The organism is Quadrisphaera sp. GCM10027208 (assembly GCF_042658805.1).
Taxonomy (GTDB): Bacteria; Actinomycetota; Actinomycetes; order Actinomycetales; family SCSIO-59966; genus SCSIO-59966.
In genome coordinates this window covers 99,978-124,368 of sequence record NZ_JBHSRC010000003.1, presented here as the reverse complement: position 1 = coordinate 124,368, position 24,391 = coordinate 99,978, and the positions used below count along the sequence as shown (strand labels likewise).

At 73.8% G+C, this 24,391-nt stretch carries 23 protein-coding genes; 17 read left to right on the top strand and 6 right to left on the bottom strand.

The genetic code is table 11. From position 1 onward, the window contains the following. Positions 1-27 precede the first annotated feature (27 nt). The 12 genes from ACFP6A_RS06025 to ACFP6A_RS05970 all read left to right on the top strand — a co-directional run bounded on the left by ACFP6A_RS06025 (position 28) and on the right by ACFP6A_RS05970 (position 9,139). Positions 28-312, top strand: a complete 285-nt coding sequence (locus ACFP6A_RS06025) for a hypothetical protein (RefSeq protein ID WP_379602376.1) — start codon at positions 28-30, stop codon at positions 310-312. Continuing rightward, complete coding sequence (locus tag ACFP6A_RS06020; protein ID WP_379602375.1) at positions 309-626, top strand: hypothetical protein; 318 nt, start codon at positions 309-311, stop codon at positions 624-626. Before ACFP6A_RS06025 ends, ACFP6A_RS06020 begins: the two co-directional genes overlap by 4 nt. A gap of 113 nt (positions 627-739) precedes the next feature. Further along, complete coding sequence (locus ACFP6A_RS06015) at positions 740-994, top strand: hypothetical protein (protein ID WP_379602373.1); 255 nt, start codon at positions 740-742, stop codon at positions 992-994. Beyond that, complete coding sequence (locus ACFP6A_RS06010) at positions 991-3,270, top strand: AAA family ATPase (protein ID WP_379602371.1); 2,280 nt, start codon at positions 991-993, stop codon at positions 3,268-3,270. The genes ACFP6A_RS06015 and ACFP6A_RS06010 overlap by 4 nt, the downstream gene beginning before the upstream one ends. Positions 3,271-3,439: 169 nt before the next feature. Beyond that, positions 3,440-3,709, top strand: a complete 270-nt coding sequence (locus tag ACFP6A_RS06005; protein ID WP_379602369.1) for a WhiB family transcriptional regulator — start codon at positions 3,440-3,442, stop codon at positions 3,707-3,709. Between the two features lie 283 nt (positions 3,710-3,992). Beyond that, entirely contained in the window at positions 3,993-4,214 is a 222-nt protein-coding gene (locus tag ACFP6A_RS06000; RefSeq protein ID WP_379602368.1) for a hypothetical protein, read from the top strand. Beyond that, entirely contained in the window at positions 4,211-4,651 is a 441-nt protein-coding gene (locus tag ACFP6A_RS05995) for a hypothetical protein (protein ID WP_379602366.1), read from the top strand. Before ACFP6A_RS06000 ends, ACFP6A_RS05995 begins: the two co-directional genes overlap by 4 nt. A gap of 164 nt (positions 4,652-4,815) precedes the next feature. After that, positions 4,816-5,658: a phage major capsid protein gene (locus ACFP6A_RS05990; protein ID WP_379602364.1), complete on the top strand. Its 843-nt coding sequence runs from the start codon at positions 4,816-4,818 to the stop codon at positions 5,656-5,658. Positions 5,659-5,893: 235 nt separating this feature from the next. Then, complete coding sequence (locus ACFP6A_RS05985) at positions 5,894-6,265, top strand: hypothetical protein (RefSeq protein ID WP_379602362.1); 372 nt, start codon at positions 5,894-5,896, stop codon at positions 6,263-6,265. Then, positions 6,258-6,488 (top strand): hypothetical protein, encoded by a 231-nt coding sequence (locus ACFP6A_RS05980; RefSeq protein WP_379602360.1) that lies wholly within the window; start codon positions 6,258-6,260, stop codon positions 6,486-6,488. The genes ACFP6A_RS05985 and ACFP6A_RS05980 overlap by 8 nt, the downstream gene beginning before the upstream one ends. Next, the gene (locus tag ACFP6A_RS05975; protein WP_379602880.1) at positions 6,467-7,027 is read left to right on the top strand and encodes an HhH-GPD-type base excision DNA repair protein; all 561 of its coding nucleotides are present in this window, start codon (positions 6,467-6,469) and stop codon (positions 7,025-7,027) included. The genes ACFP6A_RS05980 and ACFP6A_RS05975 overlap by 22 nt, the downstream gene beginning before the upstream one ends. Before the next feature lie 198 nt (positions 7,028-7,225). After that, positions 7,226-9,139 carry an RNA polymerase sigma factor gene (locus tag ACFP6A_RS05970; protein ID WP_379602358.1) on the top strand — a complete coding sequence of 638 codons (1,914 nt, stop codon included), beginning with the start codon at positions 7,226-7,228 and terminating at the stop codon, positions 9,137-9,139. A gap of 24 nt (positions 9,140-9,163) precedes the next feature. Here the strand turns inward: ACFP6A_RS05970 and ACFP6A_RS05965 are convergent, their stop codons facing one another. Next, a complete protein-coding gene (locus ACFP6A_RS05965) occupies positions 9,164-9,652 on the bottom strand; it encodes a DUF456 domain-containing protein (protein ID WP_379602356.1) in 489 nt (162 codons plus the stop codon). A 67-nt stretch (positions 9,653-9,719) separates the two neighbouring features. Then, positions 9,720-9,947 carry a hypothetical protein gene (locus ACFP6A_RS05960; protein WP_379602355.1) on the bottom strand — a complete coding sequence of 76 codons (228 nt, stop codon included), beginning with the start codon at positions 9,945-9,947 and terminating at the stop codon, positions 9,720-9,722. 191 nt (positions 9,948-10,138) lie between these two features. Here ACFP6A_RS05960 and ACFP6A_RS05955 point away from each other — a divergent pair, with 191 nt between their 5' ends. Continuing rightward, the gene (locus ACFP6A_RS05955) at positions 10,139-12,286 is read left to right on the top strand and encodes a type IIA DNA topoisomerase subunit B (protein WP_379602354.1); all 2,148 of its coding nucleotides are present in this window, start codon (positions 10,139-10,141) and stop codon (positions 12,284-12,286) included. A gap of 347 nt (positions 12,287-12,633) precedes the next feature. Here ACFP6A_RS05955 and ACFP6A_RS05950 read toward each other — a convergent pair whose 3' ends face one another. The 3 genes from ACFP6A_RS05950 to ACFP6A_RS05940 form a co-directional block, all read right to left on the bottom strand. After that, complete coding sequence (locus ACFP6A_RS05950; RefSeq protein ID WP_379602353.1) at positions 12,634-15,114, bottom strand: DNA topoisomerase (ATP-hydrolyzing) subunit A; 2,481 nt, start codon at positions 15,112-15,114, stop codon at positions 12,634-12,636. A 75-nt stretch (positions 15,115-15,189) separates the two neighbouring features. After that, on the bottom strand, positions 15,190-16,395 hold the full coding sequence (locus tag ACFP6A_RS05945) for a M20/M25/M40 family metallo-hydrolase (protein WP_379602351.1): 1,206 nt from the start codon (positions 16,393-16,395) through the stop codon (positions 15,190-15,192). Further along, positions 16,392-17,837: an aminotransferase class I/II-fold pyridoxal phosphate-dependent enzyme gene (locus tag ACFP6A_RS05940; protein WP_379602349.1), complete on the bottom strand. Its 1,446-nt coding sequence runs from the start codon at positions 17,835-17,837 to the stop codon at positions 16,392-16,394. Before ACFP6A_RS05940 ends, ACFP6A_RS05945 begins: the two co-directional genes overlap by 4 nt. A 73-nt stretch (positions 17,838-17,910) precedes the next feature. On the opposite strand from ACFP6A_RS05940, the gene ACFP6A_RS05935 reads away from it, so the two are divergent. Beyond that, positions 17,911-19,197 carry an ArgE/DapE family deacylase gene (locus tag ACFP6A_RS05935; protein WP_379602347.1) on the top strand — a complete coding sequence of 429 codons (1,287 nt, stop codon included), beginning with the start codon at positions 17,911-17,913 and terminating at the stop codon, positions 19,195-19,197. A gap of 61 nt (positions 19,198-19,258) precedes the next feature. On the opposite strand, the gene ACFP6A_RS05930 is transcribed toward ACFP6A_RS05935, so the two are convergent. Beyond that, a complete protein-coding gene (locus tag ACFP6A_RS05930) occupies positions 19,259-19,879 on the bottom strand; it encodes a nitroreductase family protein (RefSeq protein WP_379602878.1) in 621 nt (206 codons plus the stop codon). A gap of 79 nt (positions 19,880-19,958) precedes the next feature. Here ACFP6A_RS05930 and ACFP6A_RS05925 point away from each other — a divergent pair, with 79 nt between their 5' ends. The 3 genes from ACFP6A_RS05925 to ACFP6A_RS05915 are packed head-to-tail and all read left to right on the top strand — an operon-like array spanning position 19,959 to position 24,388. Further along, positions 19,959-22,634: a GNAT family N-acetyltransferase gene (locus tag ACFP6A_RS05925; protein WP_379602346.1), complete on the top strand. Its 2,676-nt coding sequence runs from the start codon at positions 19,959-19,961 to the stop codon at positions 22,632-22,634. Positions 22,635-22,652: 18 nt separating this feature from the next. Next, positions 22,653-23,258 carry a DUF5998 family protein gene (locus ACFP6A_RS05920; protein WP_379602344.1) on the top strand — a complete coding sequence of 202 codons (606 nt, stop codon included), beginning with the start codon at positions 22,653-22,655 and terminating at the stop codon, positions 23,256-23,258. Then, entirely contained in the window at positions 23,255-24,388 is a 1,134-nt protein-coding gene (locus ACFP6A_RS05915; protein ID WP_379602342.1) for an alkaline phosphatase family protein, read from the top strand. The genes ACFP6A_RS05920 and ACFP6A_RS05915 overlap by 4 nt, the downstream gene beginning before the upstream one ends. Positions 24,389-24,391 lie beyond the last annotated feature (3 nt).

Below are 24,391 nucleotides of genomic sequence, written 5' to 3'. Positions count from 1 at the left end.
GAGTCCCGAAAGCGGGGCACGTTCACCATGCACCCGAAGATCGCAAAGACCCGTTCGAGGGTCGGTGTCGCCTACAGGACGGGCGACCCCCAGGCCATCGCTGAGGCGAGCCGCGACCACGCCGCCGCCAAGATCGAGACGTTCATCGAGCGCACCCTGGCCGCCGCGCCGCCGCTGACCGACGAACAGCGCGACAAGCTCGCCCTACTACTGCGCGCCGGAGCACCGCCGGGGCGGCCGGCTGCCTTCGCATCCGGCGGAACCACGAGCGCCGAGACCGGGACTGAGGCACGCCCGGGTGATGCCGCGTGACCCGCGTCGAGCAGTTGGTCCGCTGGACCCACACCGCGCTCGCCGCGGCGGCCGGGGTGCACGTGTCCCGGTCGAAGGTGTCCCGCCTGTGCCGTGACTACGTGAACCTCGTCGAGCCCACGGGGGTCGCCTTCCCTGCCTACCTGGCCCGCCAGGTCGCGGAGCTGAGCCCCCGCCAGGCCCACGTGCTGACCGCGCTCTACTACCGGGGCTTCGACCCGACCGGGGACCGTGCCGCGGCTGTTGTGGACGCCGGCCGCACGACCCGCACGACCGCCGAGCGTGTCCTCGCGAGCGGGGTGGCCGGGCGATGAGCGCAAACGAACGCCGCCCGGCGGGGAACCGGGCGGCAGGAGCTGGTGGCGGACCGAAGCTCGACACCGAGTCTACGGCCTTCGGGGCCGTCCCGTGGGAACCGTCCGCCTGGATGCGTCAACGGCTCGCCGAGCGTGTCGAGCGGGCCGTCCGTGAGCGTGCCGCGGCCGGCGGGGACGTCGCGGTCGTGATCCCCCTCGGCCGCACCGGCGCACCGGGCAGCGAGCAGGACCGCAGCTGTGACAGGTGCGGCACCTACGTCCCGGTCGGCACTGAGTTGCTGATGCTGGTCTTCGCACCGGAGCCCTGGCTGCGCGTCGTCGGCGGGCTGTGCCCGGCGTGCTGGACCCGGGAGGCCGGACGATGACCGCCGACCTCCGCAAGTACCTGTCGGCCGTGTTCGGTGACACCGCCGGGCACGCACACCTCGCTGTCGGGACCGGGCCGCACGTCACCGCAGCGGGCAAGTACGCCCACCGCGAGTGGACGGAGACCGCCTACGCCTGGCCCGGTGAGGCCGACCAGCTGGCGCGGGCCGCCCTGCGGGAGTCCGCGGCCGGCGCCGACGTGTACCTGTGCCCGTACGTCACCCACGGGCGCCGCCGGGCGAAGGGCGCCGCGGTGGCCCGCCGGCTGGTGCACGCCGACGTCGACGCGGCCGTGCCGGTCGACAAGGTGGCCGAGCTCGGCGGGTTCGCCGTCGCGTCCGGCTCGCACGGTCACGGGCACGTGTACGTGTCCCTGATCGAGCCGGTGCCGGCGCACGTTCACACCGCCCTGTGCCGAGCGCTCGGGGAGCACCTGGGCGCCGTCGACGCGAAGATCAGCGACAACGACGTGCTGCGCCCGCCGGGGACGATGAACTACAAGCCGCCGACGTTCGGCCGGGGCGACCCGGCGCCGGTGACGTGGCTCGTAGAACCGTCCGGCGTGTCGTGGCGGGCCGGGGACCTGGCCGCCGCGCTCGGGGTGACGCTGCCCACGGCCGACGCCCCGCAAGGTCCGTCCGGGGCCGTCGAGCGGGTCGACCCCGACGCCCTGCCCCGGCGGGTCCGGGAGGCCCTGTCGCTGCTGAGCGGGGACCGGTCGGCCGACACGATGCGCGTGGTCGGCGCCTGCCACGACGCCGGACTGACCCTGGCGCAGACCCGCGGTGTCGTGCGTCTACGGGAGGATCTGACGGCCCGGCTCGCCGAGCGCCGCGACGACGACGTGCTGACGTGCTGGCTCAAGGCCACCGACGAGCGCGCCCAGCGCCGCGCCGGGGCCGAGTGGGCTGTAGAGGCCACCGGCGCCGCGAAAGGCCCCCAGGAGGCCACCCAGGCCGCCCATGAGGCCGACGACGGCCCGACGTCCCTGCACGAGCAGTGGGTCGCCGAGGAGCTGCGCAAGCTGCGGATCCGCGCTGAGGCCCGGGAGAGGTTCGACGCCGAACGGGCCGCCGCGCTCGAGGTCCCACCGTTCGACGCTGGCCTGCTCGCCGAGGTGCTGGCCCGCCCCGTCGAGCCAGCGCACCGGGTCGAGGGGCTGATCCCCTCGGACGCCGGCTCGCTCATCGTCGCCCAACGGAAGACCGGAAAGACGACGCTCGAGCTGAACCTGGCTCGGTGCTTCCTGACCGGGGAGGCCTTCCTCGACAGGTTCACCGTCCGCCCGCTCGGCGCCGGCGCCAGGGTCGGCCTGCTCAACTTCGAGGTGTCCGCCGCCCAGCTCGCCCGGTGGGCCGCCGACGTCGGCGTGCCGGTCGACCGGCTGGTGCTGGTGAACCTGCGAGGCCGACGCAACCCGTTCGCCCACGACGAGGACCGGGAACGGCTGGCCGCATACCTGCGCTCCCTGGCCGTCGAGGCGCTGATCGTCGACCCGTTCGGACGCGCCTACACCGGCAAGAGCCAGAACGACCCCGGCGAGGTGGGCGCCTGGCTCGGAGACCTCGACCGGTTCGCCCGCGGCGACGTCGGCGCCACCGACCTCGTGCTCACCGCACACGCCGGCTGGAACGGGGAGCGCACCCGCGGGTCCTCCGCGCTGGAGGACTGGGCCGACTCGATCATCACTCTGACCCGGGACGCCGAGGACGAGACCCAGCGCTACCTGCGCGCCGAGGGCCGTGACGTCGACGTCGACGAGGACCGACTGCACTTCGACCCGGTGCGCCGGTGGCTGTCCCTGACCGGGACGGGCTCGCGCAAGAAGAGCAAGGAGAGCCGGGCCGTCGAGACGGCGATGAGCGAGGTGGTGCAGTTCGTGGCGGCACACCCGGGCGCGTCAGGCAACGAGATCGAGCTGGGCGTCGAGGCGAACAAGGGAGTCGTGGCGAAGGCTCGGCGGGCGCTCGTCGCGTCGGGCGAGCTGATCGAAGAGTCACGGCGGGGACGGGGTGGCGGGAAGGCGTATCGAGTGGCGCCAGTTGACCACTCGCCCAAACCTCCCCCAAGTTCCCCCAACCTCCCTCCGGGGGCAGTTAGAACCTCCCCAACCTCCCTTATAGAAGGGGAGGTTCTAAAGGGGAAGTTCAGAACCGAACCTCCCCCGCCCCCTGATACCGACCTGGGATGCCCGGACTGTGGCCGGCCCCTCGACGGCGACCCGCTCCCCGGCTGCGGAGCCCGGCAGCTGCACACCGGGGGGCTGGACCTGTGATCGTCCTCGACTGGTCCGCGGCCGAACACTGGTCGCCCCGCCGCGGCCGCTGCCCGCACTGTGGCCGGCTGACGAACCTGCGGAACACCGCCGGCCGACCAGCGCACAAGGTCTGCACCGAGCGAGCCGTGGCTGAGCAGGTCCGCCCCGTCGACGAGGGGAAGGCATCGTGACCGGCCCGGCCGTCGAGGCCGCCTTCCTCCGGCTCGCCGCCCGGCTCGTCGAGCTGGACGACACCGGGACGACCTGGCCCTGCCGCAACCGCGGAGACCTGTGGTACTCCGACGACGCCGACGAGCGGGCCGCCGCCGCCGAGCTGTGCGCCCCCTGCCCGGCGCTCGACGAGTGCGGTCGGTACGCCGCCGCCGCCCGCGAGCGTCACGGCGTGTGGGCCGGCCGGGACCGCACGCCGTGCCGTCGCAAGGAGAACGACCGATGAGCAGTGCCAGACCGTTGATCCACGACCCCGACTGCCGCTGGGCGAACGTCGAGGAACGTCACTTCGTCGACCGCCCGGGCTGGGTGTACGGCCGGTGCCGGACCTGCCGGGCAAGCGGGTGGCGCCAGGAGCAGCTACCGCCGGCACCGCCGCCCGCGTCCCGGTTCGTCTGCCGTGAGCACCCCGGTCAGCCCGTCACCTGGAAGGGCACCGGCTGCGCCCGCTGCGCCGAGGACCGGCGCCCCACCGAACCCCGACCGCGAAACCGACAAGGAGACACACCATGAGTCACATGCCCGACCCCGCACCCCGAGACGTCGTGCCGCCCACCGAGCAGCCCACGCTGCGCGTGGGTGCGGTCGTCGACGTCACCTTCGGCGGCGCCGTCATCGAGGACCCCGGCGGCGCGCCAATCGGGATGGAGCAGAACATCACGTACCGCGGCCTCGTCGTCGACGAGGAAGGCACCATCGTCGGTTGGATCAGAGAGGACAACGAGGCATGAGCGCCAACACCGAGACCAACACCGAGACCAACACCGAGGCCGTCGAGCAGGAGCCGGAGCAGGTCGAGCAGCCCGACGACACCGACGAGAACGGCAACCGTGAAGCCGCCAAGTGGCGCCGCCGCCTCCGGGAAACCGAGGCCGAACGGGACCAGCTGCGCGGCCAGGTCCAAGCCCTGCAACGCGCCGAAGCCGAGCGGATCGCCGGGGAGACCGTCCGGGCACCCGCCGCGCTGTGGGCCGCCGGCGTGGACGTCGCCGACCTGCTCGACGACACCGGCGCCATCGACCCCGCGAAGGTCCGAGACGCAGTGCAGGCGGCCGCCGAGCAGCTCGGCCTGGCCCGCTCCCCACGGCCAGACCCCACCCAGGGGCAGCCGTTGCAGCACGGCGACAGGAAGCCGACCTTCGAGGGTGCGTTCGCGCCCCGCCCGTGACCCTGGGGCGGTATCCTGGTCGTGGACGCACGAGCAGGGCCAGGTGCTCGCCAGTGCAGGTCCAGCCGCCCCCGCGGGGCAGCACGGCAGGCCAGGGGCCGCCGAGCAGAACACTCACCCGTTCCTAGCTCGGCGGCCCCGCGCCGCCAGAAAGCGAGCCCGTCATGGCCACCGAAACCACCACCAGCGCCCGGGCGTGGAGCCCGGACGTCAACACCTTCGCCCCGGAGGACGCCGTCCCTGAGGCGCTCATCCTCCAGACCTCCACCAGGCTCGGCGAAGTCGAGGGCGACGCCCCCGCCGTGCGGGTCGCGTTCGTCGACGACGACGACGCGCAGTTCACCGCCGAGGGTGCGGACATCCCCGAGGCCGACCCGGCGCTCAACGAAGTGCTCGTCTATACCGGGAAGATCACTCAACTCGTTCACCTGTCCCGGGAACAGTTCCTCCAGGCCGGCACCGCCGACAAGATCGCCCAGTCCGTGCGCCGTGCCGTGACGAAGAAGGCGGACCAGGCCTACCTGGCCCAGGCCGCCCCCGTCACGCCCGCGGTCACCCCGCCGGCGGGTCTGCTCAACATCACCGGCATCGAGCCGGGCGGGGCCGTCGCCGACGACCTCGACGTCCTGGTCGACCTGCTCGCCACGCTCGAAGGCAACGGCGCCACGCCGTCCCACATCATCCTCGACCCGACCGGCTGGGCATCGTTGAGGAAGTTCAAGACCGCCACCGGCGAGGCCACGTCCCTGCTCGGTGCGGGCACCACGGACGCGCAGCGGATGCTGCTCGACCTGCCGGTGATCGTCTCCGGTGCGATGACCGCAGGCTCGGGTCTCGTCATCGACAAGAGCGCCGTCGCCTCCGCCGTGGGCGCCGTGAGCGTCGCACAGTCCGAGCACGTCTACTTCGCCAGCGACGGTGTGGCCCTGCGCTGCACGTGGCGCATCGGGTGGAACGTCGTCCGTCCCGACCGGCTCGGCAGCTTCACCGTCACCGAGCCCGTCTAAGCCCCTCGACAGTGGCGCGGCGAGGCCGCACCGTGCGCGGGCTGATCAGAGGCCAGCACCGCGGGCGGACACCTGGAGACGGCGTGCGACGACTCCGGTCCGCGGCCCCGCGCCGCTGTCGAGGCCACCCTCTTACCCCTCTCCCCCCGTGGCGAGGAAGGACCGCTGGAGGTAGGCGCTCGACCTGGGTGCAGTGCAATCAGGAGCCCTCCGGGGCAGACAGGAGAGAACGAACATGGCGAAGAACACCGCGGGTGCCGCGCTGGCGGCCGCGCTGGACGCCGAGCTCACCGAGGGTTTGGAGTGGGACGCCCGCGAGCAGAAGCTGATCGAGACCGCCGCTGACCTGGCGGACCGGCTCGCCGAGGTCAAGAGCACTCTCGACCGCGACGGGGTGACGTCCCTGACGACGACCGGCACCGTGCGAGCGCACCCGCTGCTGGCCGAGCAGCGGCAGCTGTCGGTCGCGCTGGCGAAGGTGCTCGAGTCGGTGCGGCTGCCGGACGAGACCGGGCAGGGCCGGTCGATCACGTCGCTGCGCAAGTCTCGGGCCGCTCACGTGCGGTGGGACCGGGAGGCCGCTGCCCGGGAGGCCCGGAGTGGCTAGGCCGACCCGCACGCCGCCGGCGTCCGTGACGGTCGCGGACGTCCCGGGCCACCTGCTGCGCCTGCCGGGCAGCTACCGCGAGGCCGACGTGGACGAGCAGATCGTCGCCGAGCGGCAGCGCAGGGCCGCCCTGACGGCGTGGCGCCGCCGACACGACCTTGAAGCCGGGTGGCGGGCGCTGGCGGCCGAGAGGCGCCGCCGCTGGCCGAAGGTGGGCCGCTGAGGCTGTGGTCTTGGTCACACCTTGGTCAAGAAATGCGGTGCGACCAGCAGGTACCGATGGAGCAGGCGTTCGCCGGACCGGCACGCCTCGCCGACCGGATGGGGACCGACCGGCTCGACCCGGTCGTCATCGCCGACACGGACCCGGACCGGTTCGCCGACCTCATGGCGCAACCACCCGCCGTCCACCGCTACCACACGAGCATGGCCGCGCGGGTCCAGGCACTGGCCCGTGCCGTGGTGGACGAGTACGCCGGCGACCCGACCCGGATCTGGACCAGCGCCAGCGACGGTGCCGAGCTCAGGGCCCGGCTCGAGCGACTGCCGGGGTTCGGCGTCCAGAAGGCGAAGATCTTCACGGCGCTGCTCGGCAAGCAGCTCGGCATCCGGCCACCGGGTTGGCGGGAGGCGGCCGGGGAGTACGGACCGGACGACGTGCGGATGTCCGCGGCCGACGTCCGGGACGAGGACAGCCTGGCTGCCGTCCGCGAGACCAAGCGGCGGATGAAGGCCGAGAAGAAGGCGGCCGGACGCCGCTGAGCCCCGCGGCGGACCGTCCAGCCCGGGGCGTGCCACAACGTCCGGCCCGGGGCGTGCCACAATGGGACTTGAAATGGTCCTTCGTTCCGCGCGCCCAGATTCGGGCATGCGAACGGTGCCGCTGGTGTTGAGAACGGCGGGCTGGCGATCCTCGTGGTCGTCGTCCGGCTCTGCACTCCAGACGAGGAAAGGCAGTCTGTGTCGTCTTCGACCTCCCGTCAGCTCCCGCCCGAGTTCGCTCACCCAGCGCTCCAGGAGCTGCTGAAGCGCGGCGTCGCCGTGGGCAGCGTCCCGGCTGACGCCGTCCGGAGCGCCTGCGAGCAGGCCGACGTGCCGATGAAGCGGATGAAGGCCGTCCTGCGCTCGCTCGGCGACCACGGCGTGCACGTGGCGGTCGAGCAGCCGCAGCCCAGTCGGGTGGCCGCTGCGTCGGCCCCCCGTGCCCGGTCGACCACTGCCAAGACGGACGACGCTGCCGACGAGGGTGGACGCGCGGCACGGCAGTCGGCGTCGCGCACCTCGGCGAGGAAGGCGACTGCGGCGCAGAAGCCCGCGCCAGAGAAGGCGGCGCCGCAGAGGAAGGCGGCCTCGGAGAGGAAGGCGGCGCCGGAGAAGCCGGCCGCGGAGAAGCCCGCTGCGGAGAAGTCCACTGCGGCGCGCACGTCCACCGGAACCCGCAAGACGGCCGCGAAGAAGGCGGTTCCCGCCGAGGCCACGGCGACGACCGACGAGTCCGGCTCTGCGGAGTCCGGCTCCCCCAAGACCGCCGGGGCCAAGGGCGCGACGGCACGTACGTCCGCGACGGCGAAGAAAGCCCCGGCCAAGAAGGCCTCGGCCGAGAAGGCCCCAGCCAAGAAGGCCCCGGCCAAGAAGGCCCCGGCCGAGACGTCGACGGGGGCGAAGTCGACCGGGGTGAGGTCGACGGCGAGCAAGACCGCCGGAAGGAAGGCGACCGCCAGCAAGACCGCCACGAAGGCCTCGCCCGCGGCGTCCGAGGACGCCCCGGAGGAGGAGATCCTGGCGACCGGCGCGGTCACCGCCGAAGGTGCGGTCGAGGTCGTGGCCGTGGACGTGGACCTGGACGCCGACGAGCCCGAGGTCACCGAGACCCCGGCAGGCGAGGGTACGGACGAGGAGAGCGGTTTCGTCTACTCCGACGCCGACGACGACGACGCCCCGGCCCAGCAGGTGGTCAGCGCCGGCGCCACCGCGGACCCGGTCAAGGACTACCTCAAGCAGATCGGCAAGGTCGCACTGCTCAACGCCGAGCAGGAGGTCGAGCTCGCCAAGAGGATCGAGGCCGGGCTGTTCGCCGAGGAGCGGCTCAACTCCGGCGCCAAGCTCGACGCCAAGTCCCGCCGCGAGCTGGAGTGGATCGCCCACGACGGGCGGCGCGCCAAGAACCACCTGCTCGAGGCGAACCTGCGGCTTGTCGTCTCCCTGGCCAAGCGGTACACCGGGCGCGGGATGCTGTTCCTCGACCTCATCCAGGAGGGCAACCTCGGGCTCATCCGCGCGGTGGAGAAGTTCGACTACACCAAGGGCTACAAGTTCTCCACGTACGCGACGTGGTGGATCCGCCAGGCGATCACCCGGGCGATGGCCGACCAGGCCAGGACGATCCGGATCCCGGTCCACATGGTCGAGGTCATCAACAAGCTCGCCCGTGTGCAGCGGCAGATGCTCCAGGACCTGGGTCGCGAGCCCACTCCGGAGGAGCTCGCCAAGGAGCTCGACATGACGCCGGAGAAGGTCGTCGAGGTGCAGAAGTACGGTCGCGAGCCGATCTCCCTGCACACTCCGCTCGGCGAGGACGGCGACAGCGAGTTCGGGGACCTCATCGAGGACTCCGAGGCGGTCGTACCGGCCGACGCGGTGAGCTTCACCCTGCTGCAGGAGCAGCTCCACTCGGTGCTCGACACCCTGTCCGAGCGCGAGGCCGGGGTGGTGTCCATGCGGTTCGGGCTCACCGACGGCCAGCCGAAGACCCTCGACGAGATCGGCAAGGTCTACGGCGTCACCCGCGAGCGGATCCGGCAGATCGAGTCCAAGACGATGTCGAAGCTGCGGCACCCGTCTCGCTCGCAGGTGCTGCGGGACTACCTCGACTGAGTGGTTGAGGAGCCTGCGGTCCTCTCAGGCGCGTAGGACGGCGTACAGCCACACCCCGCCGGCGAGCAGGGCGGAGGTGAGCTCGATGAGGACGGCGAGGCCCACGGCCCGTAGGGCGATGACGGTCGAGCGCCAGGCGACCGTCCTGTCCGGCAACCGGACCAGCTCGGCGAGGTACAGGGCGCCGACGAAGAACAGCACGAGGCCGACCACGGGTACGAGGAAGAAGCCCGGGATCGCGGCCAGCCCGGCGATGACGAGACTGCGCCGGGGCACTCCCGAGGACGTCATGTGGCGGGCGGCGAGGTAGTACTCGAGGACCTGGCCGACCGCGAGGACCAGGACGACGACCGCGAGCGTCACCCAGGCAGCCGTCGTCTGGACGACGACCGCCCAGACGAGGACGGCGGCCCCGACGAGCAGTGTGCCGGGCAGGACGGGCACGACCGTCCCGACGATCCCCACGACGATCGCCAGTCCGACGATGACGGTGACGTCCTCGGCGAACGGCATCACGGCCGCCGCTGCAACGACGCGGCCCGCCGACACGGGGTCGGCGGGCCGTTGAGGTGGTCGGGGGTCAGCGTTCCTGGTCCGCGGCCGGCGCCGGGGCGCCGGCGAGGCGGTGGGACTCGTCGTGGATGTCGGCCGCGGCCTCCTGCAGCCGCGGGGTGTGCTCGCGCCCGTGGTGGGCGCAGAAGAGCAACTCGCCCCCGGAGCTCAGTCGCACGCGGACGTACGCCTGGGCGCCGCAGCGGTCGCAGCGGTCCGCGGCGGTGAGCGGGGTTGTCGCCAGTGCAGCGGTCACGTCGTCCCTTTCGCTGGTGCTCGTGCCGTACGTCAGGTCCAACAGTGAACCACCCGCCCGGCGTTCCCGCGCGCAGCGTGGCCGGAGGTTCGCTCTCCGCGAAGCCGGTCGGTCGGGCCGCGGCCCGGGCGTGCGCCGTCGGTCGGGCGCGCCTCGGCGGACCTGTCCGGGCCCGGAACTACCCTGGGCCCGTGCCAGCCCCCTCGACCGACCGCAAGAGCCCCCGCAAGGCCGCCGCCGACCCGAACAGCTACACCGCCCGCCACCTGTCCGTCCTCGAAGGGCTCGAGGCGGTGCGAAAGCGGCCCGGGATGTACATCGGCTCGACCGACTCCCGTGGCCTCATGCACTGCCTGTGGGAAATCATCGACAACTCCGTCGACGAGGCGCTGGACCAGCACGCCGAGCGGATCGACGTCGTCCTGCACGGTGACGGCTCCGTCGAGGTCCGCGACGACGGCCGCGGCATCCCGGTGGACGCCGAGCCCAAGACCGGCCTGTCCGGCGTCGAGGTGGTCTTCACCAAGCTGCACGCCGGCGGCAAGTTCGGCGGCGGGTCCTACGCGGCGTCCGGAGGCCTGCACGGGGTCGGCGCCAGCGTCGTCAACGCCCTGTCCGCCCGCCTGGACGTCGAGGTGGACCGGGGCGGCAGGACGTACGCGATGAGCTTCCGGCGCGGGGAGCCCGGGGTCTTCGACGACTCCGCCGGCCGGGGCCCGGACTCGCCCTTCACTCCGTTCACCGACACCTCCGAGCTGCGGGTCGTCGGCAAGGTCCGCCGTGGGGTCAGCGGCACCCGGGTCCGGTACTGGGCCGACCAGCAGGTCTTCCTCAAGGACGCCGCCTTCTCCTACGACGAGCTGGTCACGCGGGCCCGGCAGACCTCCTTCCTGGTCCCCGGGCTCACCCTCGTCGTCCGGGACGAGCGCCGGCTGCCAGGCACCCCCGGGCAGGACGGACCGGTCGAGGAGGTCTTCCGCCACGAGGGCGGCATCTCCGAGTTCGTCGAGCACCTGGCCACCGACCCGCCGGTCACCGACGTGTGGCGACTGCACGGCACGGGCACCTTCCGGGAGACCGTGCCCGTGCTGGACGCCCTGGGTCACCTCGAGCCGACCGAGGTGGAGCGGGAGTGCGTGGTCGACATCGCGCTGCGCTGGGGCACCGGGTACGACACCGAGGTCCGCAGCTTCGTCAACATCATCGCCACCCCCAAGGGCGGCACGCACCTCGCCGGTTTCGAGCAGGCGCTGGTCAGGACCTTCCGCAAGGTCGTCGAGGCCAACGCCCGGCGTCTCAAGGCCGGCAACGACAAGCTGGAGAAGGACGACGTCCTGGCCGGCCTGACCGCGGTGCTCACCGTCCGGCTCGCGGAGCCGCAGTTCGAGGGTCAGACCAAGGAGGTGCTCGGCACCTCCGCCGTGCGCGGGATCGTGGCACGCGTGGTGGAGGACCAGCTCGGGGCGCTGCTCACCTCCACCCGCCGGGGGGAGAAGCAGCAGGCCGGCCTCGTCCTCGAGAAGGTCGTCGCCGAGATGAAGTCGCGGATCAGTGCGCGACTGCACAAGGAGACCCAGCGCCGCAAGAACGCGCTGGAGACGTCGTCCCTGCCCGCCAAGCTCGCCGACTGCCGCACCGACGACGTCGCCCGCAGCGAGCTGTTCATCGTCGAGGGGGACAGTGCCCTCGGCACGGCCAAGCTGGCCCGCTCAAGTGACTTCCAGGCGCTGCTGCCGATCCGCGGCAAGATCCTCAACGTTCAGAAGGCGTCCGTGACGGACATGCTGAAGAACGCCGAGTGCGCCTCCATCATCCAGGTCGTCGGGGCCGGGTCCGGCCGCAGCTTCGACCTCGGGGCGGCCCGGTACGGCAAGATCATCATCCTGGCCGACGCGGACGTCGACGGCGCCCACATCCGGACACTTCTGATCACGCTGTTCTTCCGGTACATGCGGCCGCTCGTGGAGGCCGGGCGGCTCTACGCCGCCGTCCCGCCGCTTCACCGGGTGGAGGTGATCGGCAGCGGCAGAGCCCGCAACGAGTACCTCTACACCTACTCCGAGGCGGAGCTGGACAAGGTCATCCGTTCCCTGGAGCGCCGTAACCGCAGGTACAAGGAGCCGATCCAGCGGTACAAGGGTCTCGGTGAGATGGACGCCGACCAGCTCGCCGAGACCACGATGGACCCGCGCCACCGCACCCTGCGGCGGATCAACGTGGGGGACGCCGCGGCCGCCGAGCGGGTCTTCGAGCTGCTCATGGGCAACGACGTCGCGCCACGTAAGGACTTCATCGTCGCAGGGGCCGCCGGGCTCGACCGCGACCGTATCGACGTCTGAGGCCGAGCACCGCTCGGTGGTCCGTCGCGACACCTCTCTTCGTGATCATGCAATCCCGCCACCCTGGCCGGGGGAAGAGGTCGGGCTGCATGAGTGCTTCCTGCCTCGGGGCCCACCCCGGAGGATGACAGCGAGGCCTGGGGCCCTGGCACCCCGCGCCGGGGCAGGGGGCTCTAACCACAGAATGCTGCGCTCGGCACGGCATTGCCGGCGTGTCGTGCCACGAACCCAGCATTCTGCGAGCGGGTGTGGGTCGTGCGGGGTGGCGGGATTGCATGATCACGAAGAGGGTGGAGAGCAGCCGGGGTGGCGGGATTGCATGATCACCGACGGGGGGGGGGGAGTGGTCACTGGGGGGTGGCGGGGGTGGTGGCGACGGGGCCGCCGAGGGCGTGCACCGGCTGCGGCAGCGGCGTGCCGGACCCGTCGCGGCGTCCGGTGGGCTCCGGCAGTGGCACCGGCGCCCCGGCGGACGACATCGCCCGGGCCGGGGCAGGTCCCGCCCACGCCAGCAGCAGCACGTCCTCACCCCGCAGGAACCGGTGGCAGCGGACGCCGCCGGTGCCGCGGCCCTTGGCGGGGTACTCGGCGAAGGGGGTCACCTTGGCGGTACCGGACTGTGTGCCCGGCAGCGCTGCCGACGACCCGGCCACGGTGACGACGACCGCGTCGGCGTCCGGGGCCACGGCCCCGAACCAGGCGACCCGGGCATCGCCGGCCACTCGGATCCCCGCCACCCCGCCGCCGCCGCGGCCCTGCGGCCGGACGACGTCGGCGGGGAAGTGCAGCAGCTGGGCGTCGGTGGTGACGAGCACGAGGTGCTCCGCGCCGGTGCCGAGCTCGACCGCGCCGACGACCTCGTCGCCGTCCTTGAGAGCGACGACCTCCCACGCGTCCCGGCTGGCGGGGTAGTCGGGGACCACCCGCTTGACGACGCCCCGCGCGGTGCCCAGGGCCAGTCCGCTCGAGCCGGGGTCCAGGGAGCAGACGGTCAGTGGCAGCTCGCCGGGCTCCAGAGCGACGAACTCGCTGACCGGTGCCCCGCCGGACAGCGACGGCGGGCCGGCGGTCGGCGGGAGGGCGGGGGTGTCGACGACCCCCATCCGCAGCATCCGGCCGCGGTTGGTGACGACGGCGACCTCGCCGCGTGCGGTGGTGCGCACGGCGGCCACGACGACGTCGTGGGCCGCGCGCTCGGTGACGGTGCCGGCGGGCAGCGGCTCGTCGGTGGCGGTGCGGGCCAGCAGACCGGTCCCGGACAGCAGCACCCAGCACGGGTCGTCGGCCACCTCCAGCGGCGCGGCGGACGCCGCCGCCGACTGCCCCGACCCCTCGAGCAGCACGGTGCGCCGCGGGCTGCCGTGGTTGCGGGCCACCTCGGCGAGCTCCTGGCTCACCACGGTGCGCAGGAGCGCCTCGTCACCGAGGATCTCGGTCAGCTCGGCGATCTCCTTGGCCAGCTGGTCCCGCTCGGCCTCCAGCTCGACCCGGGAGAACTTCGTCAACCGCCGCAGCCGCAGCTCGAGGATGTACTCGGCCTGCGGCTGGGACAGGTCGAAGACCTCCATCAGCCGGGTGCGGGCGACGTCCGCGTCGTCGGAGGAGCGGATCACCTGGATCACCTCATCGATGTCCAGGATGGCCACGAGCAGGCCCTCGACGAGGTGCAGCCGCTCCTGCCGCCGTCCCAGCCGGTAGGAGCTGCGCCGGCGGACGACGTCGAGCCGGTGGTCGACGTACACCTCGAGCAGCTCGCGCAGCCCCAGTGTCCGCGGCTGACCGTCGACGAGACACACGTTGTTGATCCCGAAGGAGTCCTCCATCGGGGTGAGCCGGTAGAGCTGCCCGAGCACTGCGTCGGGGTTGAAACCGCTCTTCACCTCGATGACGAGCCGCAGGCCGTGGGAGCGGTCGGTGAGGTCCGTGACCGCCGAGACGCCCTGGAGCCTCTTCGCCTGGACGGCCTCCTTGATCTTCTCGATCACCTTCTCGGGGCCGACGCCGTACGGCAGCTCGGTGACGACGATCCCCTTGCGCCGGGGTGTGACGTTCTCGATCCGGGTGGTGGCCCGCGTGCGGAACGACCCGCGACCGGTCGCGTAGGCCTCCCGGACCCCCTCGAGCCCGACGATCTTGCCGCCGGACGGCAGGTCCGGGCCGGGCACGAACCGCATGAGGTCCTCGAGGGACGCGTCCGGGTGGTCGACGAGGTGACGGGCGGCGTTGACCACCTCGACGAGGTTGTGCGGCGCCATGTTCGTCGCCATGCCCACGGCGATCCCGCTCGCCCCGTTGACGAGCAGGTTCGGGAAGGCTGCGGGCAGCACCTCCGGCTGGGTCAGCTGGTTGTCGTAGTTGGGGACGAAGTCGACGACGTCCTCGCCGAGGTCCGCCGTCATGAGCATCGCGGCGGGCGCCAGCCGAGCCTCGGTGTACCGGGGGGCCGCGGGGCCGGCGTCCAGGGAACCGAAGTTGCCGTGCCCGTCCACGAGCGGCACGCGCAGCGAGAACGGCTGCGCCATCCGGACCAGGGCGTCGTAGATGGCGGCGTCGCCGTGCGGGTGAAGCTTGCCCATCACCTCGCCGACCACCCGGGCGCTCTTGACGTGCCCGCGGTCCGGGCGCAGGCCCATGTCCGCCATCTGGAACAGAATCCGCCGCTGGACCGGCTTGAGCCCGTCGCGGGCGTCCGGCAGCGCCCGCGAGTAGATCACCGAGTACGCGTACTCGAGGAACGACGTCTCCATCTCCGAGCCGACGTCGATGTCGACGATCGACTCCTCGAAGTCCTCGGGCGGTGGAGGGGTGCTGGACGCGCGACGGGCCATGGCGGCCATTGTCGCCGGAGCGTTCCCGCGGCCGCAGGGGGCGCGCCGGGCCTGTGCACGTGCGGTGGGCCGCGTTCACCGGCAGAAGGTGCGGACGACGTCCGTGAGGGCCACCGTGAACCGGTCCAGCTGGTCGAGGTCCAGCCACTCGTCGGCGGCGTGCAGCCCCCCGCCGGACGGGCCGCACACGAGCGTCGGCACCCCCGCCGCCTGCCACAGGGCCGACTCCATCCAGTAGGGCGCGCCGGCGCGGACCGGTCCAGCGCCCTGACGGCCGAGCGCGTCCTCGAGCAGCCCGAGGAGCCGCTCGGTGGCCGGTGACCCGTCGGCCTGCCACGCCTCCCGGGCGAGCACGAGCCTGGCCCGAGCCTCCACGGTCGGGTCCTGGTCCCGCAGCGCCGCGAGCAGGCCCTGCACCTCCTCCAGCGCCACCGCCGAGGGCTCCCCGGGGACCGTGCGCCGCTCGATCATCGCGGTCGCCGACCCGGCCAGCACGAACGGTGACGTCCCGCCGGAGGCGACGGTGGCCATGAGCGACCCCGCCCCTGCCAGAGGGTGGGGGGCTGCCGCGGCGACCCGGTCGCCCGCGGCCTCCACGGCGGCCAGCAGCCGGCCCAGGTGGGTGACCGCGTTGACTCCCAGCCCGGGCTGCGAGGAGTGCGCGGCCCGCCCGGTGAGCTCCACCTCGACCACGGCGTAGCCACGGTGCGCGACGACGACGTCCAGGCCGGTCGGCTCGCCCACCAGGCAGGCGTCCGGCAGCTCGCCCCGGTCGGCCAGGTGGCGGATCACTGCCTCGGTGCCGACGCTGCCGTGCTCCTCGTCGGCCACGAGGGCGAGCACGACGTCCCCCGAGGTGCCGGCCCGGGCGGCGGTCTCCGCGGCGACGACCATGCCGGCCACCCCGCCCTTCATGTCCGCGGCGCCGCGACCCGTCAGCCGGTTCCCCTCGACCCTGGCGCCGAACGGGTCCGCCATCCCGTCGACACCCACGGTGTCGAGGTGCCCGTTGAGGACCAGGCGCCGCCCGCCGCCCCGGCCCCGGTGGGTGGCGAGCAGGCTCGGCCGGCCACCGGCGTCGACGACGTCCACGGCGAACCCGGCCCGCTGCAGCCGGTCGCCGAGCACCTCGGCGACCGCGGACTCCCCGGCGGCCCCCGGGACGAGCGCGGGGTTCACCGAGTCGGTCGCCACGAGCCGGACGGCGAGGTCGACGACGGCCTGCCGCATCGGTACTCCGGGATCGGCCCCGGACGCCGCCGACCGCGAGCCGGACGTCATGCCACCACCTGCAGCGTGCCCAGCGTGGGGTCGGCGGCGTAGGCGATCCGGGCGCCCGCGGCGTGGGCGGTGCGCAGCGCGTCGAGCGCCTCGGCCGTGACGAGCTCGCCGGGGGCCAGCACCGGCACCCCCGGTGGGTACGGGGCCACCAGCTCGGCGCTCACCCGGCCGACGGCGTCCGCGGCGGGCACCGTGCGGTGCGGAGCGAAGAAGGCGTCCCGGGGCGTGAGGACGGTGGGGGCCTCGACCGACCACGCCGCCGACGGCAGCGGCTGGCGCGGCGGCCCGGCCGGGAGTCCGGCGACCGAGTCCAGGACGGCGGTGACGAGCCGGCCGACGGTGCCCTCGTCGTCCGCGACCGTCACCACCGGGACGAGGGTGTCGCGGTCCGCCATCTCGACCGGTACCCCGGCGGCGACCAGGCGCTCCTCGACGTCGAAGCCGCTCACGCCGGTGCCGGCCAGCAGGACGACGAGCCGGGCGGGGTCGGTCCCGGGCCCGGCGAGGACCTGCAGCCCGTGGCGGCCGTCGAGACGGTCGCGTGCCAGCGTGACGAGGCGCAGGACCTGGTCCAGCAGCCGGGTGCCGTGGCCGGCGAGCAGCGCCCGGGCGGCGTCGGTGCTGGCCAGCACCGTTCCCGCCGGGCTCGTCGTGGCCGTCGCCTCGACCGCGCGGTCCAGCCGGTCGGCGTCCAGCCGGTCGGTGCGGGCCAGGACGAGCGCAGCCTGCGAGTAGGCCGGCAGCATCTTGTGCGCGCTCGTCACGAACGCGTCCGCGCCCTGTGCCAGGGCGTGCGCCGGCAGGGACGGGTGGAACCCGTGGTGCGCGCCCCACGCGGCGTCGACGACCAGCGGCACCCCGCGCTCGTGCGCCGCCTGCGCCAGTGCTCCTACGTCGCCGCAGCCGCCGACGTAGGAGGGGTCCCCGACCAGGACCGCCCGGGCGTCCGGCCGGGTCCGCAGCGCCTGCCGGACGGCGTCCGCCGACACTCCGCCGGGCAGCCCGGTCCGCGGGTCCAGATCCGGTCGAACCCAGATCGGCTCGAGCCCGGCCAGCACGAGCCCCAGGAGCATCGAGCGGTGCAGGGTCCGGGAGACCACGACGGCGTCCCCGGGACGGCCGACCGCCAGGGCCAGCGCCTGGTTGCCGTGGGTCGACCCGCCGACCGAGAACCGGCACACGTCCGCGTCCCACAACGCCGCGGCGCGTTGCTCGGCGTCGGCGAGCACACCTGAGCGCAGCCGCACCGTGTCCAGCCCGCCGTACAGCGGCACGTCCCCGGCCACGACGCTGCCCACGAGGTCCGTGCGCCGCTTGTGGCCCGGGATCGTGAAGGGGGCGGCGCCGTCCTGCGTGGCAGTGAGGTAGGCGTCCAGCAGCGGCGCGTCCCCACGCAGGCCGAGCGGGTCACGCGGGTCGGTGCCGTCGACCAGGAGCGCCACCCGCGGCAGCATAGGCAGACCGGTGTCGGACGTGCTATCTCCAGGGATCCGCCCAGAAGGGCACACTGCCGCCGTGCGCAACCGGGCTCTTACCCCTGTCGAGACGGCCGCGGTCGACGCCGTGGACGCCGACGGCCTCGTGGCGGACCTGCGGACCGTCGTGGCCGTTCCCAGTACCGGCGGCAGCCGTGCGGAGTGCGACGTGCAGGCGTGGGCGGCGGCGCGGCTCGCCGAGCTCGGCGCGGACGTCGACCACTGGCGGCTGGACCTGCCCGCCCTGCGTGCGGCCGACGGGTACCCGGGCGAGGAGGTGCGCCGGGACGAGGCCTGGGGCTGCGTCGGCACGGTTCCGGCGGGCCGGGACGAGGAGCCGGCACTGGTTCTGGCCGGCCACCTCGACGTCGTCCCGCCCGGTGACGGCGACCTGTGGGTGGGCGGGGACCCGTGGACCCTGCGGGAGGCGGACGGCCGGCTGCACGGACGTGGCGCCTGCGACATGAAGGGTGGCGTCGTAGCCGTTCTGGGAGCCGTCGCTGCGCTGCGCCGTGCCGGCGTCCGGCTGCGGCGGCCCCTCGCCGTCCACACCGTGGTGGGGGAGGAGGACGGCGGCCTCGGTACGTTCGCCACCCTGGCCCGGGGCCACCGCGGCCGGGCCTGCGTCATCGCCGAGCCGACCGCGGGGGACCTGCTGGTCGCCAACGCCGGCGCACTGACCTTCCGGGTCGAGGTGGCCGGTCACGCGGCCCACGGCGCCACCCGCACCCTCGGGGTGTCCGCCCTCGAGGCGTTCCTGCCGGTGCTCGAGGCCCTGCGCGACCTGGAGGCCCGACGCAACGCCGTCCTTCCTGCGGGCTTCGGGCACCTCGACCTCGCCGCCCCGATCTCGGTCGGCACTGTGCGGGCCGGGGACTGGCCCAGCACGGTGCCGGACCGGCTGGTCGCCGAGGGCCGCTTCGGCGTCCTGCCCGGGGAGGCCGTCGAGCAGGCTCGCCAGGAGCTCGAGGCGGCCGTCGCCGCGGCCTGCGCGGACGACGACTGGCTGGCTGAGCACCCGGCCCGGGTCACGTGGTCGGGCGGGCAGTTCGCCCCCGGCGAGCTGCCGGCCGGTGACCCGCTGGCGGACGATGTCGCGGACTGCCTCGTCGGTCTTGGCGTCCGCGCGCCCGAGCGGGTCGGCGCCCCGTACGGGTCGGACCTGCGGCTCTACGCCGGCGCCGGCATCCCCACCCTGCAGTACGGGCCCGGCGACATCGCCAGCGCCCACACGGTCGACGAGCACGTCGAGGAGGCGGACCTGGTGACGGCCGCCCGGGCCTACGCGCTGCTGGCCGTCCGGCGCTGCGGGGTCGTGAGCGACTGACGTCCGCGAGGGTGGCGGGATTGCATGATCACGGGGAGGTGGGGGTGGCGGGATTGCATGATCACGGGGAGGTGGGGGTACCGAAGCGGCCGACGTGGGTGACCTCGTGAACGGGGCGGCGGCCGCGGCGCAGGCTGGGGGAGCGGCGGTCCGGCGCGGGGTAGCCCACGCTCACCACGCCGACCGGGCGCCGTGACTCCGGCACGCCGAACGCCTCCCGGAACTGCTCGATCTGCCGGGGCCCGCCGACCCCGAAGAAGCAGCTGCCCAGGCCGGCGTCGGTGGCCGTGAGCAGCATGAGCAGCGCCGCCATCCCGGTGTCCACGTCCCAGTAGGGCACCGGCCAGCGCGCCTCGTCCCGGTCCGTCCACCCCTTGTCCGGCTCGGCGTACCGGTCGAGGTAGGCGTCCCGGTGGCTCAGGCACACCACGAGCAGCGGAGCGGTCCGCATCCCCCGCAGCCAGGAGTCCGGCTCGGCGTCCGGGTCGGTGGTGGCCCGCCAGTACCGTTCCCGGTCCGCCGGGTCGGCCAGCACGAGGAAGTCCCAGCCCTGGGTGAAGCCGGCGCTCGGCGCCCGCACCGCGGCCTGCAGCAGGCGGTCGACGACCTCCGGCGGCACCGGACGGTCCGGGTCGTAGGCGCGGACCATCCGGCGACGGTGGATGACCTCGGCGAGCTCCATGCCGGCAGTCTGCTCCATCCCGGCGGCCTCACAGTGGTACCGCGGGCGCTCCACGACGCGCTCCCCCTACTCTGACGCCATGGCGGCGGAGCCGAGCGGAACGTACCCGGCGCACTGGGAGGCCGACATCGTCCTGCGCGACGGCGGGACGGCACACCTGCGCCCGATCACCCCGCAGGACGCCGAGGCGCTCCAGCGGTTCCACATGGCCCAGTCGCCGGAGTCGACCTACCTGCGGTTCTTCGCCCCCATGCCGCAGCTGTCCGAGAAGGACCTGCGCAAGTTCACCCACGTCGACCACCGCGACCGGGTCGCGCTGATCGCCCTCGTCGGCGACGACATCATCGGCGTCGGCCGGTACGAGCGGCTCGACGAGCGGCAGGCCGAGGTCGCGTTCAACGTCGCCGACGCCCACCAGGGCCGTGGACTGGGGTCGGTGCTGCTCGAGCACCTCGCAGTGGCCGCACGGGAGAACGGGATCCACCGGTTCGTCGCCGAGGTGCTGCCCCAGAACCGCAAGATGGTCACGGTCTTCCAGGAGGCGGGTTACGAGGTCACCCACCACTTCGAGGAGGGCGTGATCTCCCTGGCCTTCGACATCGACCCGACCGACCGCTCGCTCGCGGTGATGGAGGCGCGCGAGCACCGGGCCGAGGCGAACAGCCTCGCCGCGCTGCTCAGCCCGCGCAGCGTCGTCGTCGTCGGGGCCAGCCGGGAGCCGGACTCGATCGGCGCCCGGGTCCTTCAGCACCTCGTCGACAGCGGGTTCACCGGGCCGGTCCTGGCGGTCAACCCCGAGGCGTTCGAGCTCCACGGCGTCCAGTCCTACGCCCACGTCCGGGAGGTCCCCGGTCCGGTCGACCTGGCCGTCGTCGTCGTCCCCGCCGAGTCCGTCGTCGAGGTGGTGCGACAGTGCGCCGGCATCGGGGTCAAGGGCGTCGTCGTGATCTCCAGCGGTTTCGCCGAGGTCGGTGCCGAGGGGCTGGCGCGCCAGCGCGAGGTGGTCCGGGTGGCGCGCGCCAACGGGATGCGCGTGGTGGGACCGAACTCCTTCGGCGTCCTCAACACCGACCCACGGGTCCGGCTCAACGCGTCCCTGGCGCCGATGTGGCCGCCCGCCGGCCGGCTCGGCCTGTTCAGCCAGTCCGGTGCTCTGAGCGTCGCGGTGCTGTCCTCGGCCGCCCGCCGGGGGCTCGGGGTGTCGAGCTTCGTGTCGGCCGGCAACCGCGCCGACGTGTCGGGCAACGACTGCATGCAGTACTGGGAGGAGGACCCGGCCACGGCCGTGGTCGGCCTCTACCTGGAGAGCATCGGCAACCCGCGAAAGTTCTCCCGGATCGCCCGGCGGCTGTCGCGCAGCAAGCCGGTCGTCGTGCTGAAGTCCGGGATCAGCGGGTACGGGGTGCCGCCCGGCCACGCCGTGCGCACCAGCCGGGCACCGAGGGAGGCCCTCGACGCGATGCTTCGCCAGGCAGGCGTCATCCGGGTGGAGAACCTGCACCAGCTGTTCGACGTCGCCCAGATGCTCGTCCACCAGCCGCTGCCCTCCGGCGACCGGATCGGCGTCGTCGGGAACTCCGACGCGCTGGCCGCGCTGGTCGCGGACGCCGCCACCAGCTGGGGGCTCGAGATCGGGGCACCGCCGGTGCTCGTGCACCCCGAGGCCGGCGTCGAGGAGTTCCGCGGGGCGCTCGAGCAGGTGTATGCCGACGACCGGCTCGACGCCGTCGTCGTCTGCTTCATCCCACCGCTGGGCACCGTGGACGTCGAGATCGTCCGCGTCCTGCAGCAGGTCGCCGCTGCCTCCCAGCGGCCGACGGTGGCCTGCCTGCTGGGGATGCGCGGTGTCACCGACGCCGTCGTCGGGATGAACAGCCCCGGCTACGAGCCGGCGGTGGAGCGCGCGGTGCCCGCCTACCCCACCCCGGAGGACGCGGTGCGTGCCCTGGTCGCCGCCGTCCGGCACGCGCAGTGGCGGCGCCGGCCGATCGGCACCAGGGTCGACCCGCCCGGGATCGACCGGGCCGCGGCCCGGGACCTGGTGGAGAAGCGGCTCGCCGGGGTCGAGCACCCGGCCGGCGTCCGGCTCGCGCCGGCCGACGTCGAGGCCCTGCTCGGGTACTACGGCGTGCGGCTGTGGCCGACCGAGTACGTGCGCACCGGCGCCGAGGCCGTCGCGGCGGCAGACCGGCTCGGCTGGCCGGTCGCGCTGAAGACCACCGACGAGCGGCTGCGGCACCGCGCCGAGCTCGGCGGGGTCCGCCTCGGCATCGACAACCCCTACGAGCTGCGCGGCCACGTCGAGGAGATGCGGGAGATCGCCGGCGAGGAGACGCTGCTCGTCGTCCAGCGGATGGCCGGCCCGGGCGTCGCCTGCGTCGTCCGGACGATGGAGGACGCCCTGTTCGGACCGATCGTGTCCTTCGGCCTGGCCGGTGACGCCTCGGACCTTCTCGGTGACGTCGCCCACCGGATCCCGCCGCTGACCGACGTCGACGTCGACGACCTGGTCCGTTCCGTGCGGGCCGCTCCGCGGCTGACCGGCTACCGCGGCTCGCCGGCCGTCGACCTCGAGGCCCTGCGCGACGTCGTCGCCCGGGTGTCCTGCCTGGCCGACGACCTGCCCGAGGTCGCCGACCTCGAGCTGAACCCCGTCATGGTGTGCCGGCGCGGCCTGGCCGTGGCCGGCGCGACCGCCCGGCTGGCGACGCCCGCCGGCCGTGCCGACGCCGGACGGCGGGTGCTGTCCGGGTGAGGTGGGAGGATGACAGCCATGCGTGACCGTCGCCCACCCGCCGCCGCGTCGACCGTTCCCCTGCCCCAGCGGCTGCGCACGGAGATCGAGCGCGCCGGCTACTACCCGGCGTTCGTCGAGGACGTCGTGGCGACCGCCGTCGCCGGTGAGGAGGTCGTCGCCCACCTCGTGCACCCGGAGACCACCTTCGACAGCACCGAGGTCCGCCGGCACGTCACCGTCCTGGTCGTCACCCCCACCCGGCTCATCGCCGCCCACGCCGACGACCACGGCCCGGACGAGTCCTCCCCGACGGTCTACGCCTCGGCGTCCACCGAGGCCGTCCCGCTGGACCGGGTGACCTCCGTGGTCCTCTCGCACGTCGTCGCCGACCCGGCCCGGCACCGCCCCGGGGACGCCGCCCGTGAGCTGACGCTGACCCTCGGCTGGGGGTCGGTGCAGCACATCGACCTGGAGCCTGCGGGCTGCTCAGACCCGCAGTGCGAGGCCGACCACGGCTACACCGGGACGATGGCCGGAGACGACATCTCGGTCCGGGTGAGCGCCGGCGCCGAGGGCACGGACGCCGTGGCGGGGGCGCTGGAGTTCGCCCGGGTGCTGTCCTCGATGACCCGCCCCGCGTGAGCCGGGACGCGCTGCCCCCCGTCTCCGGGACCCTCGCCGACGTGCTGCCCGCCGCGGCGGCGGCCCTGGGACTGCCCCAGCGTGCGACCCCGCTGCGGCTGCCGGACGCGGCCCGAGTGGTCGTCGTCCTCGTGGACGGGCTCGGGGAGCGTCTGCTGGCGGAGCGGGCGGGTCACGCCCCCTTCCTCGGCGGGCTGCTGGCCGACGGGCACGTGCTGGCGTGCGGCTACCCCTCGACCACCGCCACGTCGATGGGCTCGTTCGGCACCGGCCTGTCCAGCGGCACCCACGGCATGGTCGGCTACCAGGTGCGTCTGCCCGGCACCGACCGGCTGCTCAACGAGCTGTCCTGGGAGGACGGCCCGGACCCGCGGACCTGGCAGCCCCAGGAGACCGTTCTCGAGCACCTCGTCGCGCGGGGTGCCGCCGTCACCCGGATCGGTCCGGCGTTCTTCGACGGCTCCGGGCTCACGGAGGCGACCCTGCGCGGTGGCCGGTTCGCCGCCGCGGAGTCCCTCGACGAGCGGGTGGAGGCCGCCTTGGCGGCTCTGCGCGGACCTGCGCCCTCGCTGGTCTACCTGTACTGGGGTGACGTCGACAAGGTCGGGCACGTGCGAGGCTGCACGTCCTGGGAGTGGGGGGAGGAGCTCGCCGCCGTGGACCTCGCGGTCCGCAGGCTTGCCGCCCGGGCACCCGCCGACACTCTCGTCCTGGTCACTGCCGACCACGGGATGGTCGACGTGCCCGCCGGTGCCCGCACCGACCTCGCCCAGGACGCCGAGCTGGCAGACGGCGTCCTGCTCACCGGCGGCGAGCCGCGGGCGCCGATGCTGTACACCCGGGACGGCGCGGCCGACGACGTCCTGGCCACCTGGCGGTCACGGCTGGGCAGCACCGTGGAGGTGGTGAGCCGGGAGCAGGCCGTCGAGGACGGCTGGTTCGGTCCGGTCGCCGACCACGTGCTGCCCCGGATCGGCGACGTCGTCGCGGCGGCCGTCGCACCGGTGTCCGTGCACGACTCGCGCTGTCAGCGACCCGAGCTGGCCAAGCTCGTCGGCATGCACGGCGGCCGTACCCCCGCGGAGACCCGGGTGCCGCTGCTCGTCGTCCCCGGCCGCCGTCTCGGCTGAGCC

Bases quoted from the DNA above. Each gene is read 5' to 3' on its own strand.
- ACFP6A_RS06025 (WP_379602376.1), top strand. From the start codon at position 28: ATGCACCCGAAGATCGCAAAGACCCGTTCGAGGGTCGGTGTCGCCTAC.
- ACFP6A_RS06015 (WP_379602373.1), top strand. From the start codon at position 740: ATGCGTCAACGGCTCGCCGAGCGTGTCGAGCGGGCCGTCCGTGAGCGT.
- ACFP6A_RS06010 (WP_379602371.1), top strand. From the start codon at position 991: ATGACCGCCGACCTCCGCAAGTACCTGTCGGCCGTGTTCGGTGACACC.
- ACFP6A_RS06000 (WP_379602368.1), top strand. From the start codon at position 3,993: ATGAGTCACATGCCCGACCCCGCACCCCGAGACGTCGTGCCGCCCACC.
- ACFP6A_RS05995 (WP_379602366.1), top strand. From the start codon at position 4,211: ATGAGCGCCAACACCGAGACCAACACCGAGACCAACACCGAGGCCGTC.
- ACFP6A_RS05990 (WP_379602364.1), top strand. From the start codon at position 4,816: ATGGCCACCGAAACCACCACCAGCGCCCGGGCGTGGAGCCCGGACGTC.
- ACFP6A_RS05985 (WP_379602362.1), top strand. From the start codon at position 5,894: ATGGCGAAGAACACCGCGGGTGCCGCGCTGGCGGCCGCGCTGGACGCC.
- ACFP6A_RS05965 (WP_379602356.1), bottom strand. From the start codon at position 9,652: ATGCCGTTCGCCGAGGACGTCACCGTCATCGTCGGACTGGCGATCGTC.
- ACFP6A_RS05950 (WP_379602353.1), bottom strand. From the start codon at position 15,114: ATGGCCCGTCGCGCGTCCAGCACCCCTCCACCGCCCGAGGACTTCGAG.
- ACFP6A_RS05945 (WP_379602351.1), bottom strand. From the start codon at position 16,395: ATGACGTCCGGCTCGCGGTCGGCGGCGTCCGGGGCCGATCCCGGAGTA.
- ACFP6A_RS05930 (WP_379602878.1), bottom strand. From the start codon at position 19,879: ATGGAGCTCGCCGAGGTCATCCACCGTCGCCGGATGGTCCGCGCCTAC.
- ACFP6A_RS05925 (WP_379602346.1), top strand. From the start codon at position 19,959: ATGGCGGCGGAGCCGAGCGGAACGTACCCGGCGCACTGGGAGGCCGAC.
- ACFP6A_RS05920 (WP_379602344.1), top strand. From the start codon at position 22,653: ATGCGTGACCGTCGCCCACCCGCCGCCGCGTCGACCGTTCCCCTGCCC.